Source organism: Flavobacterium sp. Arc3 (assembly GCF_041431375.1).
Taxonomy (GTDB): domain Bacteria; phylum Bacteroidota; class Bacteroidia; order Flavobacteriales; family Flavobacteriaceae; genus Flavobacterium.
Window position 1 is genome coordinate 20,333 of record NZ_JASMRI010000019.1, and the last position, 22,653, is coordinate 42,985.

Sequence of the window (22,653 nt, forward strand, 5' to 3'; positions counted from 1 at the left end):
AACTCAGATACATACCGCAACAACCCTTAAATCAAGGCATTTACTTTTAATTTTTCTCAAAAAAAAATAAAATATGTGACCAAATATTTTATTCGAAGTGCTAATTTATTCTTGAGAATTCGTGGCTAAAAACATTCGATTTTAATAGCAAAAACGCGGTTCCTTAAATAAATAGATACTTAACTAGATTTAGTACCTTTGCAACTTATACAATACAATTATGTTATACAACGATTCGATAGTAGCCTTAGCGACCCCTTCTGGAGCTGGAGCTATTGCAGTGATCAGAATTTCAGGCGCTGAAGCAATTACTATTGGTAATAATGTTTTTAAATCCATTAAAGACAAAGATTTAACCAAGCAAAAAACACATACTCTACATCTGGGGCACATTATGGACGACCAGAAAACACTGGACGAAGTATTAGTGTCTCTTTTTAAAGGGCCCAACTCTTATACCGGCGAAAATACAATTGAAATATCTTGTCACGGTTCTACCTATATCCAACAGCAGATTATACAGCTATTACTGCGTAAAGGTTGCCGTATGGCTGATCCTGGTGAATTTACGCTTAGGGCTTTCTTAAACGGAAAACTCGATTTATCACAAGCCGAAGCCGTAGCTGATTTGATTTCGTCAGATAATGAAGCCTCTCACCAAATTGCCATGCAGCAAATGCGTGGTGGTTTCTCTAATGAAATAGCCAAGTTGCGGGAAGAACTATTGAATTTTGCTTCGCTTATCGAACTCGAACTTGACTTTGCCGAGGAAGATGTGGAATTTGCAGATCGTACCCAGTTTCATGAATTACTGAACCGAATCGAGTTTGTACTCAAACGACTTATCGATTCCTTTGCAGTAGGAAACGTAATCAAAAATGGGATTCCCGTCGCCATTGTGGGTGAACCCAATGTGGGAAAATCGACTTTATTGAATGCTTTATTGAATGAAGAACGCGCCATCGTTTCGGAAATTGCTGGAACAACCCGTGATACAATTGAAGACGAATTAGTCATTGGCGGAATCGGATTTCGATTTATTGATACGGCGGGAATTCGTGAAACGCAAGATGTGGTAGAAAGCATCGGTATTCGTAAAACCTTCGAAAAAATCGAACAGTCACAGGTTGTTCTTTATCTCTTTGAAAGTTTAAAATTTAAAGTTCAAAGTTCTGAATACATCATAGAAATTGAGAAAATAAAGAATCAATTTCCTTTAAAACCTTTGGTTGTTGTTATCAATAAATTGGATTTACTAACAGATCAAGAAATTACAAGCATTCGCCAAGAACTTGAAACATTAAACATTAAACTAATTTTCTTAAGTGCCAAAGAAAATATTGGTGTCGAAGAATTAAAGAATCAATTACTGTCCTTTGTAAATACTGGAGCATTAAGAAATAACGAAACGATTGTAACTAATACAAGACATTACGACTCCCTGCTAAAAGCGTTGGAGGAAATAACTAAAGTAAAATACGGACTGGAAACCAATTTACCAAGCGATTTAATGGCCATCGATATCAAGGAAGCCTTGTACCATTTTGGAACGATTACGGGCCAGGTAACGAACGATGAATTATTGGGGAATATATTTGCTAATTTCTGTATCGGAAAATAGATTTCACAAAACATCATAAAATAAAACAAAGAATCCCAGTTAAAATGTCATAAAACGGCATTTTAACTGGGATTCTTCTTTCTGTTTATTTAGCTTTATTTGCAGATAGTTTGTTCCTTTTTGTACCATTATTGTACCACGAAAATAATTTTCCGTATTGGATTTTTTTTTGGCGAAATGATGACACATAGAGACACACATAGACACAATGGGACACAAAATCAGTCACATTATGAGTTCTAACATTGAGGTTATCAGAATTTGTGAGCACTGCAAAAAACAGTTCACAGCCAGAACAACGCGCACACGGTATTGTTCGCACATTTGCAACAGCCGTGGTTATAAATCACTGGTACGCAAAGGAAAAGTAGAAAAAAGCAATAACGAGATCGTTCAGCTTTTAAACACAGATTTGGAAAAAATAAAGCCACTTGAGTTTTTAAAAATTACTCAAGCAACCGTTCTTTTTGGAATCAGCAGAAGTACGCTTTACAGGTTAGTTAACAATGGACAGCTGGACATTGCAAAGTTTGGCAAACGAACTGTTATCCGCAGATGCGATCTTGAAGCTTTTTTTGCAATTCCTGTACAGGATGTAACCTTGAAAACGGGACAGCAATTTCCTGGTTTTGATAATTGCTATACTATAACGGAAATTCAACAGAAGTATAATATTTCTTCAGGAGCGCTCTATCTATTGATTCAACGGCAGGGTATAGTAAAATATTCCGTTGGAAAATTCACCTGTGTTGCCAAACAGGATATTGATATAATTTTTAATGCTGTGGGAAGATGAAAAATATAAATGTTACGCTAAGAAAGAGGAAACTGCCAAGTGGTAAGATTACACTATATCTTGATTTTTTCCCTCCCGTATGCAACCCTAAGACTCATAAACTTTACCGTAGAGAGTATTTAAGTTTATACCTCGTTCCTAAACCAAAAAGTGCTATTGAAAAATCTTTAAATTCCGAGAACTTGTTCAAGGCCGAGATCATTCGTGGCAACAGGTTTAATGAAGTAAATAAGGAGCAGATCTATACTCCATTTGAGCTTGAGCGCATTCATCTCAAGGAGGTTGGTGAAAAATCATTTATACATTATCTAAAGCATACGGCAGAAAGCCGGACTGGCAATAATGCAGATATTTGGAAGTACGCAATTATTCACTTTGAAATGTTTTTAAAAAATGAGGATATATTAATGCAGGACATTGACGTGACAATTATTGAGGACTTTAGGGCGTACATCTTGAAGGCAAAATGTCTAAGAAAAAAAAACCAGTTTCTGGCTCAAAACACTGCCCTATCCTATTTTAACAAGATCAAAGCTACTCTTCGAAAAGCATACAAAAAAGGATTACTGCAGACCGATGTCAATGCTGCAATTGAAAGCATAAAGGAACAAGAGTCTCAAAGGAATTTTCTAACCATGGAAGAAGCTTTAAGGTTATTTAAAACCCCTTGTAAAAAAGAAATTGTTAAACGTGTCAGTCTTTTTTCTCTGCTCACAGGCATGCGCTATTCCGACATATCAAAACTTACATGGGAAGAAGTACAATACAGCAAACAAGAAGGGTATTATATAAGATTTAAACAGCAGAAAACTGATAGGCCAGTCACCCTACCTATTTCTGTGGAAGCGCTTGAATTCTTAGGTGAACAAAGAATGGAGCATGGTAAAATCTTTTTAAATTTAAAAAAATGGGATTTTGACCGTTTGATACCCATTTGGATTAAAGATGCAGCTATTGAGAAACATATCACTTTTCACTGCTTTCGCCATACCTATGCAACATTACAGATGGCGGCAGGTACCGACATTTTTACTGTATCTAAAATGCTGGGACACAAAAACATAAAAACCACGCAGATATATACGAAAATCATCGACGAGAAAAAAAGGGAAACAACTAATAAAATTTCATTTAAATAAATTAAAGTTTTTAATTATAGTAAGAAAATGAATTGCAGTCTTTTACTTTAAGGTGGCTTTATTAACCACTTTAAAGTCGAAGGCTTATGCGAATTTTTTTTAAGTTTCGTTACACGGATTTTTTGAAAGTAAGAAAATTATATTTTAAAGTAGTCTAATCTATTCTTCCCTAAATTTAACCTCAATTCCAATCCTCAAAGCACATTTATACTTCCGCTCTGCTTCAGCATAAAAGAGCTTAGTCGGATAATCAATAAAAGAATCTTGAAAATTTAAGCCACTACCTACTTATAATTTTCAAGATCCTTTTACATGGCTTATATAGCCATAGCATTATCTTGGAGAAATAGTGGATGCCTAACATTACACAGTATTTGTTTGAAGAGTCACTTTTTTCTTTATAATCCCAAATAATCCTCTTTACAACCTTGCTTCCAGCCTATTAATATTCAAAAACCAGTATGCTAAATTGTTCCATTTCAAGAGCAAAGGTATTCTAGTGTTTTTAACGCAAAAAAAAGGTTAAGCCCTACGGGTTTATCAAAAAATCTCCACCCATTCGGGTAGTATTTATTTGACAAAACCTTGTTTTTACTAAACACTAACCTTTTATGCTCTCGAAACGAAACATAGCATACTCCGGCTCTTTGGACGAATAAAAAAAATGTCAACAATGAAATTTAATACTATTTATATTGGAATTAGAGTGAAACAAAACAGCACCTCCTTTCATTACCGAATAAATTAATTTAAAAAATAAATCTAAAAAGTAAAAATTATGAATATCATCGGCGGATTGACAAGGGATGCGGAAGTACACACAACACCGCAGGACAAAAAAGTGGTGAATTTTTCAGTAGCTATGAATGATAGTTATCGAAATAAGCAAGGCGAACGCATAGAGCAAACTAGCTATTTTGATTGCTCCTACTGGATAAGTCCAAATGTAGCAAAGATACTCCTTAAAGGGGCTTTAGTAGAGCTAACAGGGAGAGTGAGTACAAGAGCCTGGACTGCTAATAACGGAGAACTAAGATCGAGCTTAAATTTTCACACGGCTACTATTAAATTACATGGAAGTTATAAGAAAATAGAGCAGGCACAGATTATCATAAAACAAGAAAAGACAAAGGTCATTATAGAGTAGCCTGCAGATGACCTACCATTTTAACACTAAATATTTAATCATTTTTTTAACTCTTAAATTTTAATATCATGGCACACAATTTAAATTTCAACGAAAGAACAGGACGTTATTCCTTTTTTAGCGTGCAACAAAAAGCTTGGCACGGTTTAGGTCAAATAGTAACAGACTATCCAACAAGCGCGCAAGCAATTAAACACGCAGGACTTGATTATGAAGTGATAAAAAGTCCGCTTTATACCAAGGCGTCAAACATAATTGATCCTACTGACAATTTAGAGATAGGAAATAACGAGGTCAACGTACCCAATTATTTTGCTACTATACGCACGGATAACAATGCTGTTTTGGGTGTCGTAGGTAAAGACTATCACATTGTACAAAATCGTGAAGCATTTAGTTTCTTTGATGCTATTGTAGGTGGTACTGATGGGATTTTGTACGAGACTGCAGGCGCTTTAGGAAATGGAGAACGTATTTTTATTACGGCTAAATTACCAGACTATATTCGTGTGGGCAATGGTGATGATGTTACAGAAAAATATATTTTCCTCACTACTTCACATGATGGTAGCGGAAGCATTACGGCAGCTTTTACACCCGTTAGAATAGTTTGCCAAAATACACTCAACGCTTCTCTACGTAATATGAGTAATGTAGTACGCATACGCCATACTTCGGGAGCTAAACAACGTTTGGACAATGCGCACAAATTAATGGGATTAGCAAATGAATTTAGCAATCAATTAAAGGATATTTTTAATAATTGGGCAAAAGTGAAAGTGCAAGATCATGAGGTTAAAAAAATGATACAATTCGCACTTTGCCCTAACAAAGAAACCTTACAACATCTTAAAGCTGGAAATGAGGACGAAATATCAACCGTATTTAAAAACACCGTCGAAGATGCTTTTGCCTATGCTATGACAAGCGACTCACAACAAATGAACACGACAAAAGGAACTTTGTTTGGAGCGTACAACGCTGTAACAGGCTACTACCAAAATGTCCGTAGCTATAAGGATAGTGAAGCCAAACTACAATCCATTATTTTGGGTGGTACTGCACAATTAAAATCTCAAAAAGCTTTTGAAATCTGTACTAATTTTCAAAAAATGGGTGTGAATTGCTTTAATTAATAATCCTTTTAAAAACTATAGACGGCCCACTTTGATAGTGGCCGTCTATTTTAATTAGTATCGTTTTTTAGTTTTACGGAATACATATCTTGAAATCTTGAACTTCAAAAAGACCTTCCCTTCCAAATGGTCGGGAAAGTCTTTTTGAAGAAGTTGGTTGAACCACTTCAGAAAAAAGTAATCAGTACGCAACGCTTCCTTCTATTTTTCCTAAAAAGGTTCGCGTTAAATTATAGAATATCCATTATCCTATCTATTTTAGTTGAACTTTTATTTGAACCTAAAGTATTAGGACAATCTTTTGGACTTTGATTATTTACTTCTGTTTAACTATAGTATTCAGTTTAAAATAACTAATCTACATTCATCATTATACTAAATGTACTCCCTAAACCTAGTTCGCTTTCTACTGCTATTTTACCACCTTGGGCTTCAATGAATTCTTTACTTATTGCTAATCCCAAACCTGTTCCAGATTTACTGCTTCCTGGAATTTGAAAATACTTATCAAACACTTTATACTTGTATCGAGAATCAATTCCTTTTCCCGTATCGATAACTTGAAATACAACTTGACTATCTGATTGACTTATTTGCACGACAATTTCACTCTCTATATTAGAATAAGTAATGGCATTGGTTAAAAAATTAATTAAGACCCAAGCCGTTTTTTCACTATCTGCAGTTATAAATGGTAGATTTTCTTCCTCATCAATAACAATTTCAATTTGTTTATTTTCTGCTTGCATTTTTACTGCCTCCACCGCATGATGTACTATTAAATAAGGACTTGTTTTCTCAATTTTCAAATTTATCTTTCCAGTTTCTAATTGTGAAATATCAAGTAGCTCTCCCGTTAATTTAAGTAGCCTTTGGCTATCCTCTTTTATACTGTCTAAGAGTTGCTTTTGTTCCTTGTTAATTACTCCAGTTGCTTCTTTTTCTAGCAGCTGGAGACTAAATTTTATAGAGGATATTGGCGTTTTTAGTTCATGTGATACTGTCGCTATAAAGTTGGTTTTAGCAAAATCTAATTCTTTGAAGAAAGTAACGTTTCTCAGGATAATTACATTTCCAATAGCGATCTCTTTCTCCTCACCCGTTGGCGTAATCGTAATATCGACCACTTCTTTTTCGAAATAGCTTTCTCTATCATCTGCAAATATTTTTATTGGTAATATCTTTTCATTAGTTTCTAAGGTGATTAGCAATCGTATTAAATCATTATTTACAGCCAAAGCGGCTACATTTTTGCCTACAACCTCACTTTGCTTTAAACCAAATATAGTCAGAGCTTCATCATTAACGAATAAGATACTATTGCTCGTGTCTAATCCTATAATAGGATCATGCATTTTATTAATTAATGTTTCTAATCTTTTCTTTTCGAAAGATAAACTATACAAATTACTGTTGTTGTATTCCTGTAACTTTTCGGCCATGACATTGAAGGAACGAGCCAAGTCTCCAAATTCATTGTGTTGTAAAAAATGTACCCTTTCAGAGTAGTTTTTGTTGGCAATTTCTTGAATACTTGTTGTTAACTCCTTAATAGGATTAGCAATATTATTGGGTAAATTTACTAATAGATTAAAGGCTATCAGGAAACATAAAGTTCCCAGTATCATGATATAAAAATTTGCTGTTTCAGCGGTCTTCTGAGCGATATCACTTTTTAGTTTTATTGCATCGGTATTGAGATGCATGATCTGTAAAATCACATCATGCATCTCGGCTTTAGCTCCAACTGATCCATTGCCCTCTTTTAATGACTGAAAAGCTATTTTAAGCTTATTGGTCATATTAGCTTCGTTTTTCTCCGTAATATTCCGAAGCTGTAACTCTAAATTTTGACCAAAAACCACAGTAGCATCCGTATTATTCTCGCCAATGTCCTCCATTGCCATTAACATATTCCTAGAATACTCTAAAGAATCATAATTGGCTTTAAGGATATTTTGAGTATCTTGTTTTATCGAATTGATATAATAGACACTAACAACTGAAAGTAAAATTATTAATGAAAATAATAAGCCTACACTTAAGTTTAATTTAGTTTTAATTCTCATTAGGATAAAATTATAAGGTCAACATTTGATGAAGCCAACTTATTTAATAATTTATTAAATATACTTGAAGACAAAATTACTTTAAATAAATTGAAATGTGGTTTTCCGATGCAAACCGTTGTAATCTGTTTTTGCTCTACTACTTCGAGAATAGCATCGGTAATTTTACCGTTTTCTTTTTTTATTACTTCGGCGCCTAATTGAGTTGCTAATTTTAAATTATTGATGAGATAGCGCTGTTTAGCAAGCGGAATTCTAACACTACTCTCTTTCGGTGTCTGCACATACAAAACCATCCACTTGCTGTTATAATAACTTGCTAAACGCGCCGTTTTTCTAATCACAATTTTGGCCGTTTTGTCATTACTGCTAATACAGGCCAATAATTTATCTTGTCTAAAATTGGTGTTTTTAGGCTTTTCATGCTCTACTTTTCGTACTACTTGACTTGCTACTTCTTTTAGTGCTAATTCACGTAATTGAAGAATTTGATCTGATTTAAAAAAATTAGTCAAAGCCATTTGTATTTTGTCTTCTGCATAAATTTTACCTTCCTTCAATCTGTTTATCAATTCCTCTGCGGTTAGATCAATATTGACTACTTCATCTGCCATACTTATAACATTATCAGGTACGCGCTCTTGTACTTCCACGCCCGTAATTTCCTTTACCACCGTATTTAAACTCTCTATATGTTGAATATTTACAGCAGAAATAACGTTAATACCAGCTTCTAAAACTTCCAAAACATCCTGCCACCGTTTTTCATTTTTACTACCCTGAATATTAGAGTGTGCTAGTTCATCTACAATTACGACCTCTGGCCTCAGATTAATTATAGCTTGAACATCTAGTTCCTCTAGTTCTTTACCTTTATAGAAAATTGTTCGCCTTGGTATTATAGGCAAACCAGTTATTAATTCCTGAGTTTCTTTTCTAGCATGTGTCTCTATATAACCTATTTTAACATCAATCCCTTTTTTTAATAAAGTATGAGCTTCTTGTAGCATCCTATATGTTTTGCCTACTCCAGCGCTCATTCCAATATAGATTTTAAACTTTCCTTTCCTGGATTTTTGAATCAAATCCAAAAAATGCTGTGCGTTATTCTCCCTTTCTTGTTCCATATTCGCTTTGATGCTTCAAATGATTTGAGCTTCTACCCTTTTTATATTTCAGTAATGAATGGCCTTCTCGATTGTACACTTCCCTTTAACAAAGATTTTGATAACTAAATGATTTATAAATAAACCTACTGCTATTATTTAGTTATTTTGTCTAATTCGGAATTCAGCATGACAATGTTAATAGTTTTCGGCCCTAGACATGTTATTAATCTTTTTTCGGTATGGTCTACAATGATAGAATCTATAATTTTTGTCGAAATATTTCTAGCTTTTGCGATTCGTGCCACTTGCTTTTTGGCACAATCTATAGTAATGTTTGGACTCATAAACTTAGATTCGGTCAGGATAGATTGTGATTTTCCTTTTCTGTGCACCGTTATTTTTTTTTCAGAAACGAGTTTTTCTGTTACTGCAATGGGATAAAACAATTCGGAATGCCGTGTTACTTTACTGCTATCTATTGCCCCTACTTTATCAAACTCTTCTCCCAAAGCTGTACTCCAAAAATAAACATCAGCACTGAATTGCTTGTCTATTGTGGGAGTAGTAACTTCAAGTTTATAAATAGATTTAGGATCTCGTATTGATTGATCTGAATTGCTTTTCTGGCATCCCACAAATAGGACTAAACTTGCTAATCCAAAAAATGGAATACTCAAAAATGTATTACTTCGTTTTAAAATTATTGTTTTCATCATAATTATTAAGGTTAAGACAATGTTACAGTCTATTACCCTGTAGACTCTATTTTTAAGTCTCTTGCAATGGATTGTAGACACATTTTTATTAAGTAAAGGCTATTATCAAGTTTTAAAATTTCGCCGCTAAGGATGTTGACAGGACTAAACTTTCATTAGCAGTTCCTCCTCCTCGTTTAACATAAATAACGTCTTTGCTAGAGTAATTCTTCGCTTCTACTCTCCAAACTAAATTTGAACCTATTCTATAATCTGAATTCACGGATGCACCATAGGTTTCAAACCCATCTGGAGTTCCTGTTACGATAATTACTCCTTTTTTATCTTGATAATATTCTGCTCTTACTGCCAAATTTAATTTGTCAGTTACCGCAATTTGTGTCATTGCTGAAGCTCCATACCATTTGTTGTATTGATCGCCTTGAGAGCTATTCTCTTCCCAACCTAAATCGAATCCTGCCATCAATTTCACTTTACTTGTTAGCTCAAATTGTCCGTAAAAATCATGAAAATAACGCCTTTGACGTACATCGTCTGGTTTATCATTTCCAATAAAAGAACTGCTGTTTAAGGTTATTTTGTTTGTTGGCTTGTAAATTAGTTGATGCCCAAAAGCAGGAGTGGTATTTCCATCTACGCGCTGAATTCTTTGCCAACCATTTAAATACAATCCGGAGAATTCCCATTGGCCACTTGGAGAAACATAAGTGATTTTGGCTCCAGCCTCAAAATAGGGAGAATTCTCGGCCATTATACTTCTAGTTAAGGTAATGCAGTCTACGCCAACAGCACTTTCAAAACCGATATGTGAAGGTAAAATCCCAGCGGTAATCCATAAATTTTGATTTTTTAAAACTTTGAATCCTACGTTTGCTTCATAAACATTTTTTAAAACTCCAGGCTCAGCGGAATAATTTGCATTCATATAAGAACCAGCTGCTAAAGCCAAATTGGCGCGAACTAATTCGGTATCATAAGTGGCTTTTAGTAAACCCAGGTTTAAATTGACCTCATTGTTTCGGTTGTGACTGTAAATAAAGCTTGGACGTGTATTCGTTTCAGGATTATTGGCATCGTATTGAAAGTAGGTTTCAACATATCCTGAAAATGTCAGCGGATTTTTTTTCTCTTCTTGCGCAAAAGCAGCACTCGATAAAACAAGTGATAAGGCGAGAGTAACTATTTTAGTATTCATTATAATTCATTTAGTTTGATTAAAAAAAAGGGAGACAGCGTTTCATCTCCCTGATTTTTCTATATTTTAATTCAGTTGGTCAAGCGCAATATTTAGTTTTAAAACATTCACTTTTGTAGGTCCAAAAATGCCTAGAAAGGGATGTTCTGTATTTGCATCTATTAAAGAATTTAATTTTTCGCTACTAATTTTCCTCGTTTTTTGAACTCTCGCAATCTGTACTTCGGCACTTGCAACAGATATGTTAGGATCTAATCCGCTTGCACTAGCGGTCACTAAATCAATTGGAATATCTAATTTTTTCACCGTAGGATTCTTTAATAAAAAAGTATCAATACGACCTTGAAGTACAGCTAAATATTCTTCGTTAGAAGCTCCTTTATTACTAGCTCCTGAGCCAGCGGCGTTATAATCTACAGCAGATGGTCTTCCCCAAAAGTATTTGTCAGCCGTAAAATTTTGACCAATGTTGGAGTATCCTATGTTTTGTTTGTATACTACCACTTCACCTTTACCATTATTGGGTGCTAATTGAGCAACTGCCCAAACCGATAAGGGATAAATTACCATGAAAAGTACCAGCAGGACAACAGTCATTCTGATTCCGATTATTAAATTATTTTTCATAATTTCTATTTTTTTAAATGAATAATGCAACAACAATGTCAATCAATTTGATACCTATGAACGGTACAATAATTCCTCCTACACCAAAAAGTAACAGATTTCTTCTCAACAAAGCACTTGCGCCTATTGGTTTGTAGCTCACTCCTTTTAACGCTAACGGAATCAAGAACGGAATAATGATGGCATTGAAAATTACTGCCGAAAGTATGGCACTTTCAGGACTGTGTAAATGCATAATATTTAATCCTTGAAGCGCTGGAATTGCAGTAATGAATAATGCTGGAATGATGGCAAAATATTTGGCAACATCATTAGCAATACTAAAAGTAGTAAGCGTACCGCGGGTCATTAATAACTGTTTCCCAATTTCGACAATCTCAATTAACTTGGTTGGGTCATTGTCTAAATCAACCATATTTCCTGCTTCCTTTGCTGCTTGCGTTCCACTGTTCATAGCAACACCAACATCTGCCTGAGCTAAAGCCGGTGCATCATTTGTACCATCTCCCATCATGGCAACTAATCTTCCTGCTAATTGTTCCTCTATGATGTAATTCATCTTATCTTCTGGTTTGGCTTCGGCAATAAAGTCATCAACCCCTGCTTTTTCGGCTATAAATTTTGCAGTCAAAGGATTATCTCCCGTCACCATGACCGTTTTTATACCCATTTTACGAAGGCGTTCAAATCGTTCAAACATTCCCGTTTTGATAATATCTTGCAATTCAATCACTCCAAGTGCCACTTCATTTTCAGAAACTACTAAAGGGGTACCTCCGTTTTCAGCAATCATTTTTACTTGATCTAAAAGCTCGGTTGGAAAAGGATTTCCAGCATTTATGACTATACTTTTTATAGCATCAGTTGCACCCTTTCTAATTCGAGTTCCGTCAAAATTGATTCCTGAACTTCTCGTCTCCGCTGTAAACTTGATAAATTGTGCATTATTCACTTGCAGCGTTAAAGGATCTATTTGTGCTAATTCTACAATTGATTTTCCTTCAGGAGTATCATCCGACATAGAACTTAAAACGGCTGCTTTAACCAATTGCTCTCGTGAAATACCTGGAGCAGCATAGAACTGAGTTGCTTTCCTATTACCAATGGTGATTGTTCCTGTTTTATCCAGTAACAATACATCAATATCTCCTGCAGTCTCCACCGCTCTACCGCTTTTTGTAATTACATTGGCTCTTAATGCTCTGTCCATACCTGCTATTCCAATCGCAGATAATAACCCTCCAATGGTAGTTGGTATCAGGCAAACAAATAATGCGATAAATGAAGCTATCGTAATATTTACATTCGAATAATCAGCAAATGGTTTTAACGTTATACAAACGATTATAAATACTAACGTAAATCCTGCAAGCAATATCGTTAAGGCAATTTCGTTTGGCGTTTTTTGTCGTGAGGCACCTTCTACCAAAGCAATCATTTTGTCTAAGAAACTCTCTCCTGGCTCATTGGTCACTTCCACAACGATGCGGTCTGACAATACTTTCGTACCACCAGTAACTGAACTTTTATCTCCGCCTGACTCGCGGATAACTGGTGCTGATTCGCCTGTTATGGCACTTTCATCTATTGTTGCGAGACCTTCTATGATTTCCCCATCCGTTGGGATGGTATCACCCGCTTCACAAACAAACAAATCTCCTTTTTTCAGTTGCGAAGAAGAAATCTTTTCTCCATTTTTTAAGGTTGCTGGTGTTTCTTCTCTTGTTTTTCGTAAACTGTCAGCTTGAGCTTTTCCTCGTGCTTCGGCAATTGCTTCTGCAAAATTGGCAAACAACAGTGTAAATAAAAGCACTAGGAATACAACAAAATTATACCCAAAACTACCTTGCGATGTTTCACCCGTTAATGTCCAAAAAGAGACAAATAGCATAACGATTGTCCCGATTTCTACCGTAAACATTACAGGATTTTTAAATAGTAACTTCGGATTCAATTTCACAAAAGACTGCACTAATGCTTGTTGCACAATCTCCTTTTGAAACAATGATTGATCTTTATTCATTTTTAAATTCTTTTTAGTAGATAGTAAAATATTCAGCTATAGGTCCTAATGCTAGTACAGGAAAGAAAGCTAAGGCAGCTATAATTACAATAACAGTTAAGGTCACTACCCCAAATGTGGCTGTATCTGTCTTGAGCGTTCCATCATTTTCAGGTATGTATTTCTTTTGTGCTAAGAGTCCAGCAATGGCTACAGGCCCTATGATTGGCAGAAAACGTGCAAGAAGCAGTACAATTCCTGTAGAAACATTCCACCAGAAAGTATTGTCTCCCAAACCTTCAAACCCACTTCCGTTATTTGCGGATGCAGATGTGAATTCGTATAACATTTCACTAAGTCCATGAAATCCAGGATTATTTAACGTTGCTGTGCCATATTGAGGCATAGCAGCCGTTATTGCAGTACCCACTAATATTAAGAATGGGTGAATCAAAGCAATAATCATCGCTATCTTCATTTCTCTAGCTTCAACCTTCTTCCCGAAAAATTCAGGTGTCCTTCCAACCATTAATCCACTAATAAATACCGCCAAAATGATGAAAATAAAGAAGTTCAAAATTCCGACTCCCACTCCACCATAAAAGCTATTGATCATCATTGCTAGTAATTCATTCATACCCGAAAGAGGCATCGTGCTGTCGTGCATTGAATTTACCGAACCTGTTGAAATTACTGTAGTTGCAATACTCCAGTATCCTGTTGCTGCTGCACCAATTCTTGATTCTTTTCCTTCCATAGCACCCAGAGAGGTATCAATTCCCATTTTTTGAATCATAGGATTTCCTTGCATCTCTGCGATAACATTCGGAATGGTTAATCCCAAAAATCCAACAGTCATCACGCCAAAAATCATCCACGAGAATTTCTTCCTTTTGATGAAATATCCGAAAGCGAATATCATTGCGAATGGAATTAACATTTGAGCAATCATTTCGACCATATTGGAGAAGTACGTTGGATTTTCAAAAGGATGTGCAGAATTGGTTCCAAAAAATCCGCCTCCATTCGTACCTACATGTTTTATCGCTACAAAAGCAGCAGCAGGACCACGAGAAACATCTTGTGAACTGCCTTGTAAAGTAGTTATAGTATCTTTTCCCTCAAAAGTCATTGGAGTTCCTTGAAAAGCTAGTAAAATTGCCACTACAAATGAAATCGGAAGTAAGATACGTGTACATGATTTCATGAAATACGTATAAAAATTACCTAATTCAGTAGTGGTTTTATCTCGAAATGCTCTAAAAACTACTACTGCAGCGGCCATTCCCGTCGCGGCACTTACAAACTGTAAAAACATTAGATAGAACTGTCCTAGATAACTAAGTCCTGTTTCACCTGAATAATGCTGCAGGTTACAATTCACTACAAAAGAAATCACGGTGTTGAAAGCTAAATCGGCGGACATACTTGGATTTCCATCTGGATTCATGGGTAAGCTTCCCATGGTCATCATGATGATCATTCCTATGAAAAACCATACTACATTAATCATTAGTAAAGCTTTCATGTGTTGTTTCCAGTTCATTTCTTGCACCGGATTAACACCACTCAGTTTGAAAAGCATTTTTTCAAGCGGATTGAATAAAAAATCCAGCCACGTTTTCTCGAGTCCGTAAACCTTGGAAATATATTTTCCTAATGGAATAGCGAGTGCTAATGTGAGCAAAAACATCGCTATAATTCCAAATATTTCTGTATTCATTTTTATGTATTAAGGGTTAAATAAATTTTGGTTTTTAAAGAGGTAAGAACTAAAACTGTAATTGCGAAAATCCACTATGATACAATTATCAGCACTTGCCTATTTTTTACCTTGATCATTTTAGAATTTTTCTGGCTTAAGCAATACGTAAACCATATAGCCAAAAACGGCTATTGCGACAATAAAAAGTGCGATCATAATTTTAGATTTTTTCAAAAAAGTCAATGGTTAAAAAACAAATGCCAAATAATAAAATGGCTAGTCCGAGCAATAAAATTGTTTCAGTCATCATAATTTAATTGTAATTTGGTTGGTGAATTTGCTTTGCATATTCTGTTTTCAATACTTCGGGAAATAAATTTGAAATGGTGCAATGCTTCACTTTTAAGAAGGAAGCAATAGAATAGAGATACACATTGGAAATAATACCCCTTGTTTCTGTGCTACCTGTAACAAATAGTTTTTCAGCTATATTGAGGCATTTTTTTGCCCTTAGCACATTGCCAGCGATTAGTGCTTTTTTAGTAATCTCAGCAAATCGTTCTGCATTTTTGAATACATTAGTAATTTGATTTTTCATTTGAATGTTATTTGTTTTGTAGTGCAATGCCAAAAGACATTCCAAAAAAGGAAAAAAATAATTAATCAACTAAATATCAACATATTAACACGCAAACATAATTTTAGAGCACAAAAAAAGCCTATCAAAATGATAGGCTTTTTATTAAAATGATAGGTTTTATTAAATTCTATACTCTTCTACCTTTCGATACAAAGTAGCAATTCCAATTTCTAACAACCTTGCAGCTTCTGCTTTATTGCCATTTGTGTAATTTAAAACTTTTTGGATGTGTAGTTTTTCCATGCTATTGATAGCAAAAGCGGATAGTACAGTATCACCACTATTCTCTTTATAATTTACAATTTCATAGGGTAAATCGGCGGCAGTTAAAGAATTCGAAGAAGCTAAAATCACTGCTCTTTCAATTACGTTTTTAAGCTCACGCACATTTCCTGACCAAGAGTATTTTTCTAAGTGCTCCAAAAAATCGTCCTCAATTTCTAGTGCCTTCTTGTTTGTCGCAACTGAAAATTTTTCAACAAAAAAAACAGTAAGAGCACGTATATCCTTGACACGCGCACGCAAAGGCGGCAAATTTATTTCGAAAATATTCAACCTATAATATAAATCAGAACGGAAACGATGAGCCTCACTTTCGGTTTTTAAATTCCGATTAGTAGCTGCAATTAATCTAAAATTGGATTTTTTAGGGGTACTATCACCAACGGTGATATATTCATTGGTTTCTAATACTCTTAGTAATTTTGCTTGCAAATCAAGAGGCATTTCTCCTATCTCGTCCAAGAATAAAGTACCACCATTTGCTTCTTCAATAAAACCCTTTTTGTCTTTTACAGCTCCTGTAAAAGCACCTTGACGGTGTCCAAACAGTTCGCTTTCTAATAATTCTTTACTAAAAGTACTGCAGTTCAGCGCCACAAATGATTTTCCTACGCGAGTACTATTTTCATGAATGGCTTGAGCAAAAACTTCTTTACCCGTTCCTGTCTCTCCAGTTAATAAAACGGTGGAATCAGTTATGGCGACTTTTTTTGCCAATTCAATAACTTGTAACAAAGCTTTAGACTTTCCTATAATAGCGTCAAAAGAATATTTATTCATAATGCGCTTTTCCAACTGCTTCACTTTCTTCTGAAGTTGGACTTTTTCTAAAGCCTTGTATAAAAGCGGAATGATTTTATCATTGTCATCCCCTTTGACAATATAATCAAAAGCGCCATTTTTCATTGCTTGAACGCCGTCAGATATGTTTCCATAAGCGGTTAGCAAAATCACTTCTGTTAATGGGAAATTAGTTTTTATCTTTTGAAGAAAATCTACTCCATTACCGTCAGGAAGTTTGACATCACATAGCACAACATCAATATCATTCTGCTCTAATTTTTTGAATCCCAACTTCAAATCTGGAGCTTCAACTACTTCAAATCCCTCTGATTTTATTATCCTTGCGAGTAAACCACGAAGTTTTTCTTCGTCATCAATTATTAAAATATTTTTCAAAAGATGTGCAATTTTATTTATGTAAAACTAGTTATTATTTAATTACAATAAAAAATAATAGTGAAGCAATAGAGTGTCTGGATCAAAACAATTTATCGTACTGAATTTATGATTTTACCTTTTTTTTCAGTTTGCTCTTTTCTATCCTTATTATTTTTCGAATAACTCCATAACATAAGTAGTCCAAAAATAATAAATCCAATAGAAATCCATTTGGTCACTCTTTCAAAGAATGTTATTACTACTGCTTTTTCATAACTCGAAAACCCCTCTACTCCCATCGGACTCCGTCTGTAAAACTTTCGTCTGTTGATCCAGTACCGAAGGCTTAAACCTATAAAGAGAGAAACTATACTTAAAAACAATGCAGGATTCATATGCAAATATTTAAAAATTCAACAATATAAATGTACAAAAAAACTAATATTTAAAAAATAAACGACTCATTTTTAAGTAGTTAAATTAAATTTTTAATCAACTAAAATGAAAGTGATTGTTAAACTATAAATAGTAAAACAATCACTTCATCAAACCGTTTTGATCCTATACAGTTTTTTTATTTGACATCTCTTTCGATGTATCTCTCTTTATCTTTCCTAACATCCTCCTGCTGGATTAGTTTAGATTTAAGTAAATCTGAGTTCTTAATTTCTAATATCTGTAATCGGCTACCATTTTTTTCATGGAGTTCTATGCGAAGTACTTTGTCATCAGCGATCGTAAATTGATCCAAAACAAAAACATTTCTGGAAACCGTTTTTCCTTGTACCTCATCGATAGATTTATAAACTCGTATTGGATGTTTAATTACTTCTTGTACAACCGTGCGTTTCGCTTTCTTTTTATCTATCACTTTAAAATTGATGAAATCAATTGGAAATGAAACGAAGCTTGAATTCCTAATTTGTGTATGAAAATAAAATTTATTATCGTTAATATAAATGCCTTTCAGTAGAAATTCTATTCCAAATTTTCTGGTGCCAATTTGTTTTATAAAGTGCTTGTCTTGCTTATAAATCTCCTCCATTAATTCGTCGACCATGTTGGGCGAATTCGTTCCAAGTTCTTTAAACAAAATTGGTTTCGAATTCCATTCACGATCACTTTTGAGGGTTTTAGTTAAACTGTAATTAGTAACCCTAGGACATGAATTGTAGGAGACATTAAAACTATAAAAAGTTCCGTCTTCTGTGATTACTGAAAAATTGGTTTCTTCTTCAAAATCACGAACTGAAGCTTTAACACGTAAAACATTGCCAGCATCATCAGCCTTACTGGCAACTAAGTTAGTACTACCTAAATCTACGTAACGTATACCAGAGGGAAATAATAGATGCGAAGTTTTATCGAATGTTACTTCTATATCGTATGGCTCTATTATCGTTAGATTTTTCTTTGCATTCGTGCACAAGGCCGCTTGCCCGTGCGTAATTGATGTGTATCCTAACATTAAAATAAGGATCACCAAAGTATTTTTTACAGCTGTTTTCATTTTTTACCATTTATTTTTTGAACAATTATTTTTTTGATACTAGCAGCACTTGCAGTCCTGCTTTTAGGGTAACTTTCGGAGTCTTAATTTTTTTTGAGAAATAATTTGATACACCTTGGACTAATCCTCGGCTTAAATCCCCTGCGATCTGTTGTCCTGCAGAAGTTGACAACATGATACTACTACCAGAAGTTTGTCCCATATTGGCTGCCATGTCGGTCATAGCGGTACGTTCTGGAGAATATGGAACTGCCAATCCTTGTTGCCCGTCCAAACCATAAATAGTGAGCTCAATGGGCAGAATATTTCCCTCCAACTCAATGGAGCTAATTTTTAGTTGTAACCTACCTTGTTGAAACTTCGAATTTGCAGTTACTACAGTTCCGACAGGAATCGTTTTGTACTGTATCCTTGCGGGTTCCAATAAACGCAAGCTAACACTACTTTCTTCGGAGACGAGTTGTGTTTCTTGAACAACAGCACGGATACTATTCTTTGCTTGTTGTTGTTGATTAGTACTGGTGACTGTGCTATTGCTAGCCGCTACTAATGGATGTTCCTCAACTCTTTGCTGTAGGTTAGAAACAACATTGTGTCTTTCTGGAATAATGGAAACAAATATTTCCTTTGATGGTGAAGAAGGTCCAGTTACTTTGCTTTCAGGCGAAGCTAAATTGATCGGCAAATATTTAGCCGCCATCTGATACGATTTCTCCATTAACTCCAATTGATGATCAACAACATTAGTTGGTGGTTCTTCCTTTTTTGCCAGTTCTTTTTTTAGTTCCTCCAATTGTTTGCGTAATTCCTGCGTTTCAGAATTATCATTATTGTAAAAACTGCCCAATGTGTTTTGGGCATTACGATAACTACTTAATGAAGCGTTAGTATTCGCTTCATTTTCAGGAACATCTTGCAACGATTCTGCTGTACTCCCTTCATTCCAGTAATCAGATAGCGATGTCAAGGCATTTTGTTTTTCTAGATTTTTCTGTTCTACTAATTCCTGTTCATAGGCTTTTTGTTTGTCATTCTCTAAATCAATAGTTGTCGCTTGAGGAACAGAATCATTAAGCCCCATAATCTCAATATTTTTTACATTTTCTACTGGTTTAAAGATCAAATACAAGCAGCCCAAAAATACGATCGCCATCAATGATAAGATTATTGCCTTTTTAATTTTTTCGGCTTTACCCTCCCTACTCACTTCCAGTCCATCAGAAGCTGTATTTATACTGCCATCTGTAACATAGACCGCATTTTTCTTGTTTTCATTTTCTTTCATGTCTTTTCTTTTTTATAATTAGGACTAATGATCCCTCTAGCGATTGCTCACTACAGGAATTAAAACAAACTGATAAGAATACCAACTATGCTGATTATTAGATAGGCGGTAAAACAAACCATGATGTATGTATACTGGACTTGTAATGGAAGCATCCTCCATTTCACCTCAACTTCATTGATCCATAGATCAATATTTGTTCGAATCTGTTTCATCGTTACAATTTTTAGCGTTCTATAATTTCTAAATCCTTATTTTCCAAAACCGTAAACTTCTCCATATTGAAGCCTTGTGGATTGTTATCTGAACGAACGGAATTAACCAGGTAGCAAGAAGTGACTAGATTTCTTTTTGTCACATTACTGGATCGAATGATGAACTGCTTAGAGTACGTTTTCACAGCATACGGATAGGTTTCAAAATCACATACCACACTATCAACTTCAAGTCGTTGCTGAACATTACCTGAAATGATCCTATTGTAATATCCTTTTTCTGCTAAGTCTTTGTAATAATCAAAAGCACTTTTATCAGCAAGATTAAATGCTCTTTTCATATTATTCTCAATGGCGTTTTTATCCGGAGCTAGTGTAAAGAAAAGTTCGTGAAATCGACGTACATGCTCACGAGCCTCTACAGGGCGATTAATAGAAGCATCTTGAGCAAGAGCCAACATAAGTGATTTTCCATTATCTAATACATAGACCTTCTGACGTTGCAGTTCAGCGAACCGGTAAGATTCCCAAACAGCATAACCAGATATACCCACACACAGTACTGCAAATACAAGAGCATAAAGCCTAATTTGACTAAAACTGTTTTCGATGTTTCTTAAAGTTTTAAATTCCATTTCATCTTAGTTTAAAATTATTTCTTCATTAGTTTACCGCCAATGGTTCTTGCAATAGTGCTAGTACCTGCCCCCACGATGTTTCCTGTTTTAGAACTTGTTTGATTTATATTTCGAACAAAATTCCCTGCGCCACCAGCCTGAATGATCCATCCAGTCACCGTAGGTATGGTAAAATACCCTATGATGCCAATAATCATAAAAATGATATAAACAGTACTCGATGAATCGGGAATAAAATTGGGATCAGTTAAACTGTCGATATCCTTTTGGAGTATTAAGGATTGAATCTTGGACAACATCGCACTAAAAAGATCTGAAACGGGTAACCAGAGATACACACTAATGTACCGAGTCAGCCATTGCGTTAAAGTAGACTGAAATCCATCCCAGACTGAAATCGCAAATGCTATAGGGCCCAATATTGAAAGCACTATTAAGAAGAAGGTTCGTATCGTATCTATGACTAATGCAGCCGCTTGAAAAATAACTTCTACAAATTCACGAAATCCATCTCGAAACATTTTCTTTAGACTGTAGATCTGCCTTTCCGCGAACATGCTTGACATGGTGACCAAGTCGGAAGGGGTCCATCCGAGTTCCTCCAATTTTTTATCAAATTCTTCATCCGATGCTAAATAGGCAGTTTCAGGATTACGAAGCATCGCTTCTCTCTCCAATAGGTCTTTCTGCTGTTGTAAAGCATTCAAATCTAAAACTTGACTTTCTAAGATGCTGTGCGTTCCCTGCACCACTGGACTCAATACACCGTTAAGTGTTCCTAAAACAATCGTTGGGAAAAATGTAATACAAATACCCAAAGCAAAAGGTCTTAGTAAGGGGAAGACATCTATCGGTTCGGCACTACTTAGGGCTTGCCAGACTTTTAATGCTACATAAAACAATGCACCCAATCCAGCCAAACCCTTAGCAACCGCTGCCATATCTGCTGATAACGGCATCATCTCGTCATAAAGCGAGCGCAGTACTTCATGAAGGTTACTAAATTCCATGATTACCAGTATTTCTGGTTAGCGGTTCCGTAAAGATCCAATACTCTTTGGCTGTTATTGGCTTTCTTGGCTCGCAGATAACTAACTGAAATATTTTTATTCGTAAAATAACGAACCAAATTGTGGTACTCTTTTACTTTTACATACACTTGGTCAATAATGTCCATTCGTTCTTTATCATTGAGTGACAAGCTGGAAGAGTTTACAATTTGTTTTAACTCTTTCAAAAGTTCTGTGCTTTCGTTGAGTAATATTGAATACCCATTAGCAATTGCTGTTAATTCCTGCTCATTGAAATTGGGATCGTTCAACATTTTTCCAAAATTGTGTACATACATTTCAGAGACATCACCAACAAGTAAAACAGTCTGTTGCACTTTTCGAGCATCTTTTACCAAATTGTTTACCGCCTTTAGCTTATCATAATATTCTTTTCCTTGATTATAGACTTTTTGGACTTCCTTAAAGTTGTTAATCATGTTGGTCGCTGTGGTCGAAGTCTGTATAATCTGTCTTGCAGAATTGACTATTCCTTGTGCCAAATTTGTAGGATCTGTGACCACCCACTGTGCTTTAGCAGTCGGCATGACAGCAAATAGTATCACCATACACACCATAATTTTTAAATTTTTCATTGCTATTTGTTTTTA

At 35.1% G+C, this 22,653-nt stretch carries 22 protein-coding genes; 5 read left to right on the forward strand and 17 right to left on the reverse strand.

The window, feature by feature from the left end; translation table 11 throughout:
- Window positions 1–220 precede the first annotated feature (220 nt).
- The 5 genes from mnmE to QO200_RS13750 all read left to right on the forward strand — a co-directional run bounded on the left by mnmE (window position 221) and on the right by QO200_RS13750 (window position 5,839).
- Window positions 221–1,621, forward strand: coding sequence for a tRNA uridine-5-carboxymethylaminomethyl(34) synthesis GTPase MnmE (mnmE, locus tag QO200_RS13730; protein WP_371541018.1), 1,401 nt, complete (start codon window positions 221–223; stop codon window positions 1,619–1,621).
- Window positions 1,622–1,853: 232 nt separating this feature from the next.
- A complete protein-coding gene (locus QO200_RS13735; protein ID WP_371541019.1) occupies window positions 1,854–2,417 on the forward strand; it encodes a helix-turn-helix domain-containing protein in 564 nt (187 codons plus the stop codon).
- A complete protein-coding gene (locus QO200_RS13740; RefSeq protein WP_371541020.1) occupies window positions 2,414–3,556 on the forward strand; it encodes a tyrosine-type recombinase/integrase in 1,143 nt (380 codons plus the stop codon). The genes QO200_RS13735 and QO200_RS13740 overlap by 4 nt, the downstream gene beginning before the upstream one ends.
- 778 nt (window positions 3,557–4,334) lie before the next feature.
- Complete coding sequence (locus tag QO200_RS13745) at window positions 4,335–4,703, forward strand: single-stranded DNA-binding protein (RefSeq protein WP_371541021.1); 369 nt, start codon at window positions 4,335–4,337, stop codon at window positions 4,701–4,703.
- Between the two features lie 68 nt (window positions 4,704–4,771).
- The gene (locus QO200_RS13750; RefSeq protein ID WP_371541022.1) at window positions 4,772–5,839 is read left to right on the forward strand and encodes a DUF932 domain-containing protein; all 1,068 of its coding nucleotides are present in this window, start codon (window positions 4,772–4,774) and stop codon (window positions 5,837–5,839) included.
- A 353-nt stretch (window positions 5,840–6,192) separates the two neighbouring features.
- Here QO200_RS13750 and QO200_RS13755 read toward each other — a convergent pair whose 3' ends face one another.
- The 17 genes from QO200_RS13755 to QO200_RS13835 all read right to left on the reverse strand — a co-directional run bounded on the left by QO200_RS13755 (window position 6,193) and on the right by QO200_RS13835 (window position 22,638).
- Window positions 6,193–7,908, reverse strand: coding sequence for an ATP-binding protein (locus QO200_RS13755; protein WP_371541023.1), 1,716 nt, complete (start codon window positions 7,906–7,908; stop codon window positions 6,193–6,195).
- Complete coding sequence (locus tag QO200_RS13760) at window positions 7,908–9,035, reverse strand: histidine kinase (protein WP_026707080.1); 1,128 nt, start codon at window positions 9,033–9,035, stop codon at window positions 7,908–7,910. Before QO200_RS13760 ends, QO200_RS13755 begins: the two co-directional genes overlap by 1 nt.
- A gap of 134 nt (window positions 9,036–9,169) precedes the next feature.
- Window positions 9,170–9,733 carry a potassium-transporting ATPase subunit C gene (locus QO200_RS13765; RefSeq protein ID WP_371541024.1) on the reverse strand — a complete coding sequence of 188 codons (564 nt, stop codon included), beginning with the start codon at window positions 9,731–9,733 and terminating at the stop codon, window positions 9,170–9,172.
- A 112-nt stretch (window positions 9,734–9,845) separates the two neighbouring features.
- Window positions 9,846–10,928 carry a porin gene (locus QO200_RS13770; protein WP_371541025.1) on the reverse strand — a complete coding sequence of 361 codons (1,083 nt, stop codon included), beginning with the start codon at window positions 10,926–10,928 and terminating at the stop codon, window positions 9,846–9,848.
- A gap of 66 nt (window positions 10,929–10,994) precedes the next feature.
- Window positions 10,995–11,555 carry a K(+)-transporting ATPase subunit C gene (locus QO200_RS13775; protein WP_371541026.1) on the reverse strand — a complete coding sequence of 187 codons (561 nt, stop codon included), beginning with the start codon at window positions 11,553–11,555 and terminating at the stop codon, window positions 10,995–10,997.
- A gap of 13 nt (window positions 11,556–11,568) precedes the next feature.
- Window positions 11,569–13,578, reverse strand: coding sequence for a potassium-transporting ATPase subunit KdpB (gene kdpB, locus QO200_RS13780; RefSeq protein ID WP_371541027.1), 2,010 nt, complete (start codon window positions 13,576–13,578; stop codon window positions 11,569–11,571).
- 13 nt (window positions 13,579–13,591) lie between these two features.
- Window positions 13,592–15,280 carry a potassium-transporting ATPase subunit KdpA gene (kdpA, locus tag QO200_RS13785; RefSeq protein WP_371541028.1) on the reverse strand — a complete coding sequence of 563 codons (1,689 nt, stop codon included), beginning with the start codon at window positions 15,278–15,280 and terminating at the stop codon, window positions 13,592–13,594.
- 120 nt (window positions 15,281–15,400) lie between these two features.
- On the reverse strand, window positions 15,401–15,478 hold the full coding sequence (gene kdpF, locus QO200_RS13790) for a K(+)-transporting ATPase subunit F (RefSeq protein WP_157510391.1): 78 nt from the start codon (window positions 15,476–15,478) through the stop codon (window positions 15,401–15,403).
- 97 nt (window positions 15,479–15,575) lie between these two features.
- Complete coding sequence (locus tag QO200_RS13795; RefSeq protein ID WP_371541029.1) at window positions 15,576–15,860, reverse strand: hypothetical protein; 285 nt, start codon at window positions 15,858–15,860, stop codon at window positions 15,576–15,578.
- Window positions 15,861–16,022: 162 nt separating this feature from the next.
- A complete protein-coding gene (locus QO200_RS13800; protein WP_371541030.1) occupies window positions 16,023–17,363 on the reverse strand; it encodes a sigma-54-dependent transcriptional regulator in 1,341 nt (446 codons plus the stop codon).
- A gap of 92 nt (window positions 17,364–17,455) precedes the next feature.
- On the reverse strand, window positions 17,456–17,740 hold the full coding sequence (locus QO200_RS13805) for a molybdenum ABC transporter permease (protein ID WP_371541031.1): 285 nt from the start codon (window positions 17,738–17,740) through the stop codon (window positions 17,456–17,458).
- A gap of 179 nt (window positions 17,741–17,919) precedes the next feature.
- The gene (gene traN / locus QO200_RS13810; protein ID WP_371541032.1) at window positions 17,920–18,855 is read right to left on the reverse strand and encodes a conjugative transposon protein TraN; all 936 of its coding nucleotides are present in this window, start codon (window positions 18,853–18,855) and stop codon (window positions 17,920–17,922) included.
- Window positions 18,856–18,880: 25 nt separating this feature from the next.
- A complete protein-coding gene (traM, locus tag QO200_RS13815) occupies window positions 18,881–20,140 on the reverse strand; it encodes a conjugative transposon protein TraM (RefSeq protein ID WP_371541033.1) in 1,260 nt (419 codons plus the stop codon).
- 59 nt (window positions 20,141–20,199) lie between these two features.
- Window positions 20,200–20,355, reverse strand: a complete 156-nt coding sequence (locus tag QO200_RS13820) for a hypothetical protein (protein WP_371541034.1) — start codon at window positions 20,353–20,355, stop codon at window positions 20,200–20,202.
- Window positions 20,356–20,366: 11 nt separating this feature from the next.
- Entirely contained in the window at window positions 20,367–20,990 is a 624-nt protein-coding gene (traK, locus tag QO200_RS13825; RefSeq protein ID WP_007139561.1) for a conjugative transposon protein TraK, read from the reverse strand.
- Window positions 20,991–21,007: 17 nt separating this feature from the next.
- Window positions 21,008–22,003 (reverse strand): conjugative transposon protein TraJ, encoded by a 996-nt coding sequence (gene traJ / locus QO200_RS13830; protein WP_371541035.1) that lies wholly within the window; start codon window positions 22,001–22,003, stop codon window positions 21,008–21,010.
- A gap of 2 nt (window positions 22,004–22,005) precedes the next feature.
- The gene (locus QO200_RS13835; protein WP_371541036.1) at window positions 22,006–22,638 is read right to left on the reverse strand and encodes a DUF4141 domain-containing protein; all 633 of its coding nucleotides are present in this window, start codon (window positions 22,636–22,638) and stop codon (window positions 22,006–22,008) included.
- Between the last annotated feature and the right edge of the window lie 15 nt (window positions 22,639–22,653).

What these genes read in the sequence shown, in the direction of transcription:
- mnmE (WP_371541018.1), top strand. Translation starts at nt 221, where the DNA reads ATGTTATACAACGATTCGATAGTAGCCTTAGCGACCCCTTCTGGAGCT.
- QO200_RS13735 (WP_371541019.1), top strand. Translation starts at nt 1,854, where the DNA reads ATGAGTTCTAACATTGAGGTTATCAGAATTTGTGAGCACTGCAAAAAA.
- QO200_RS13740 (WP_371541020.1), top strand. Translation starts at nt 2,414, where the DNA reads ATGAAAAATATAAATGTTACGCTAAGAAAGAGGAAACTGCCAAGTGGT.
- QO200_RS13745 (WP_371541021.1), top strand. Translation starts at nt 4,335, where the DNA reads ATGAATATCATCGGCGGATTGACAAGGGATGCGGAAGTACACACAACA.
- QO200_RS13750 (WP_371541022.1), top strand. Translation starts at nt 4,772, where the DNA reads ATGGCACACAATTTAAATTTCAACGAAAGAACAGGACGTTATTCCTTT.
- QO200_RS13755 (WP_371541023.1), bottom strand. Translation starts at nt 7,908, where the DNA reads ATGAGAATTAAAACTAAATTAAACTTAAGTGTAGGCTTATTATTTTCA.
- QO200_RS13760 (WP_026707080.1), bottom strand. Translation starts at nt 9,035, where the DNA reads ATGGAACAAGAAAGGGAGAATAACGCACAGCATTTTTTGGATTTGATT.
- QO200_RS13765 (WP_371541024.1), bottom strand. Translation starts at nt 9,733, where the DNA reads ATGATGAAAACAATAATTTTAAAACGAAGTAATACATTTTTGAGTATT.
- QO200_RS13770 (WP_371541025.1), bottom strand. Translation starts at nt 10,928, where the DNA reads ATGAATACTAAAATAGTTACTCTCGCCTTATCACTTGTTTTATCGAGT.
- QO200_RS13775 (WP_371541026.1), bottom strand. Translation starts at nt 11,555, where the DNA reads ATGAAAAATAATTTAATAATCGGAATCAGAATGACTGTTGTCCTGCTG.
- kdpB (WP_371541027.1), bottom strand. Translation starts at nt 13,578, where the DNA reads ATGAATAAAGATCAATCATTGTTTCAAAAGGAGATTGTGCAACAAGCA.
- kdpA (WP_371541028.1), bottom strand. Translation starts at nt 15,280, where the DNA reads ATGAATACAGAAATATTTGGAATTATAGCGATGTTTTTGCTCACATTA.
- kdpF (WP_157510391.1), bottom strand. Translation starts at nt 15,478, where the DNA reads ATGATCGCACTTTTTATTGTCGCAATAGCCGTTTTTGGCTATATGGTT.
- QO200_RS13795 (WP_371541029.1), bottom strand. Translation starts at nt 15,860, where the DNA reads ATGAAAAATCAAATTACTAATGTATTCAAAAATGCAGAACGATTTGCT.
- QO200_RS13805 (WP_371541031.1), bottom strand. Translation starts at nt 17,740, where the DNA reads ATGAATCCTGCATTGTTTTTAAGTATAGTTTCTCTCTTTATAGGTTTA.
- traN (WP_371541032.1), bottom strand. Translation starts at nt 18,855, where the DNA reads ATGAAAACAGCTGTAAAAAATACTTTGGTGATCCTTATTTTAATGTTA.
- traM (WP_371541033.1), bottom strand. Translation starts at nt 20,140, where the DNA reads ATGAAAGAAAATGAAAACAAGAAAAATGCGGTCTATGTTACAGATGGC.
- QO200_RS13820 (WP_371541034.1), bottom strand. Translation starts at nt 20,355, where the DNA reads ATGAAACAGATTCGAACAAATATTGATCTATGGATCAATGAAGTTGAG.
- traK (WP_007139561.1), bottom strand. Translation starts at nt 20,990, where the DNA reads ATGGAATTTAAAACTTTAAGAAACATCGAAAACAGTTTTAGTCAAATT.
- traJ (WP_371541035.1), bottom strand. Translation starts at nt 22,003, where the DNA reads ATGGAATTTAGTAACCTTCATGAAGTACTGCGCTCGCTTTATGACGAG.
- QO200_RS13835 (WP_371541036.1), bottom strand. Translation starts at nt 22,638, where the DNA reads ATGAAAAATTTAAAAATTATGGTGTGTATGGTGATACTATTTGCTGTC.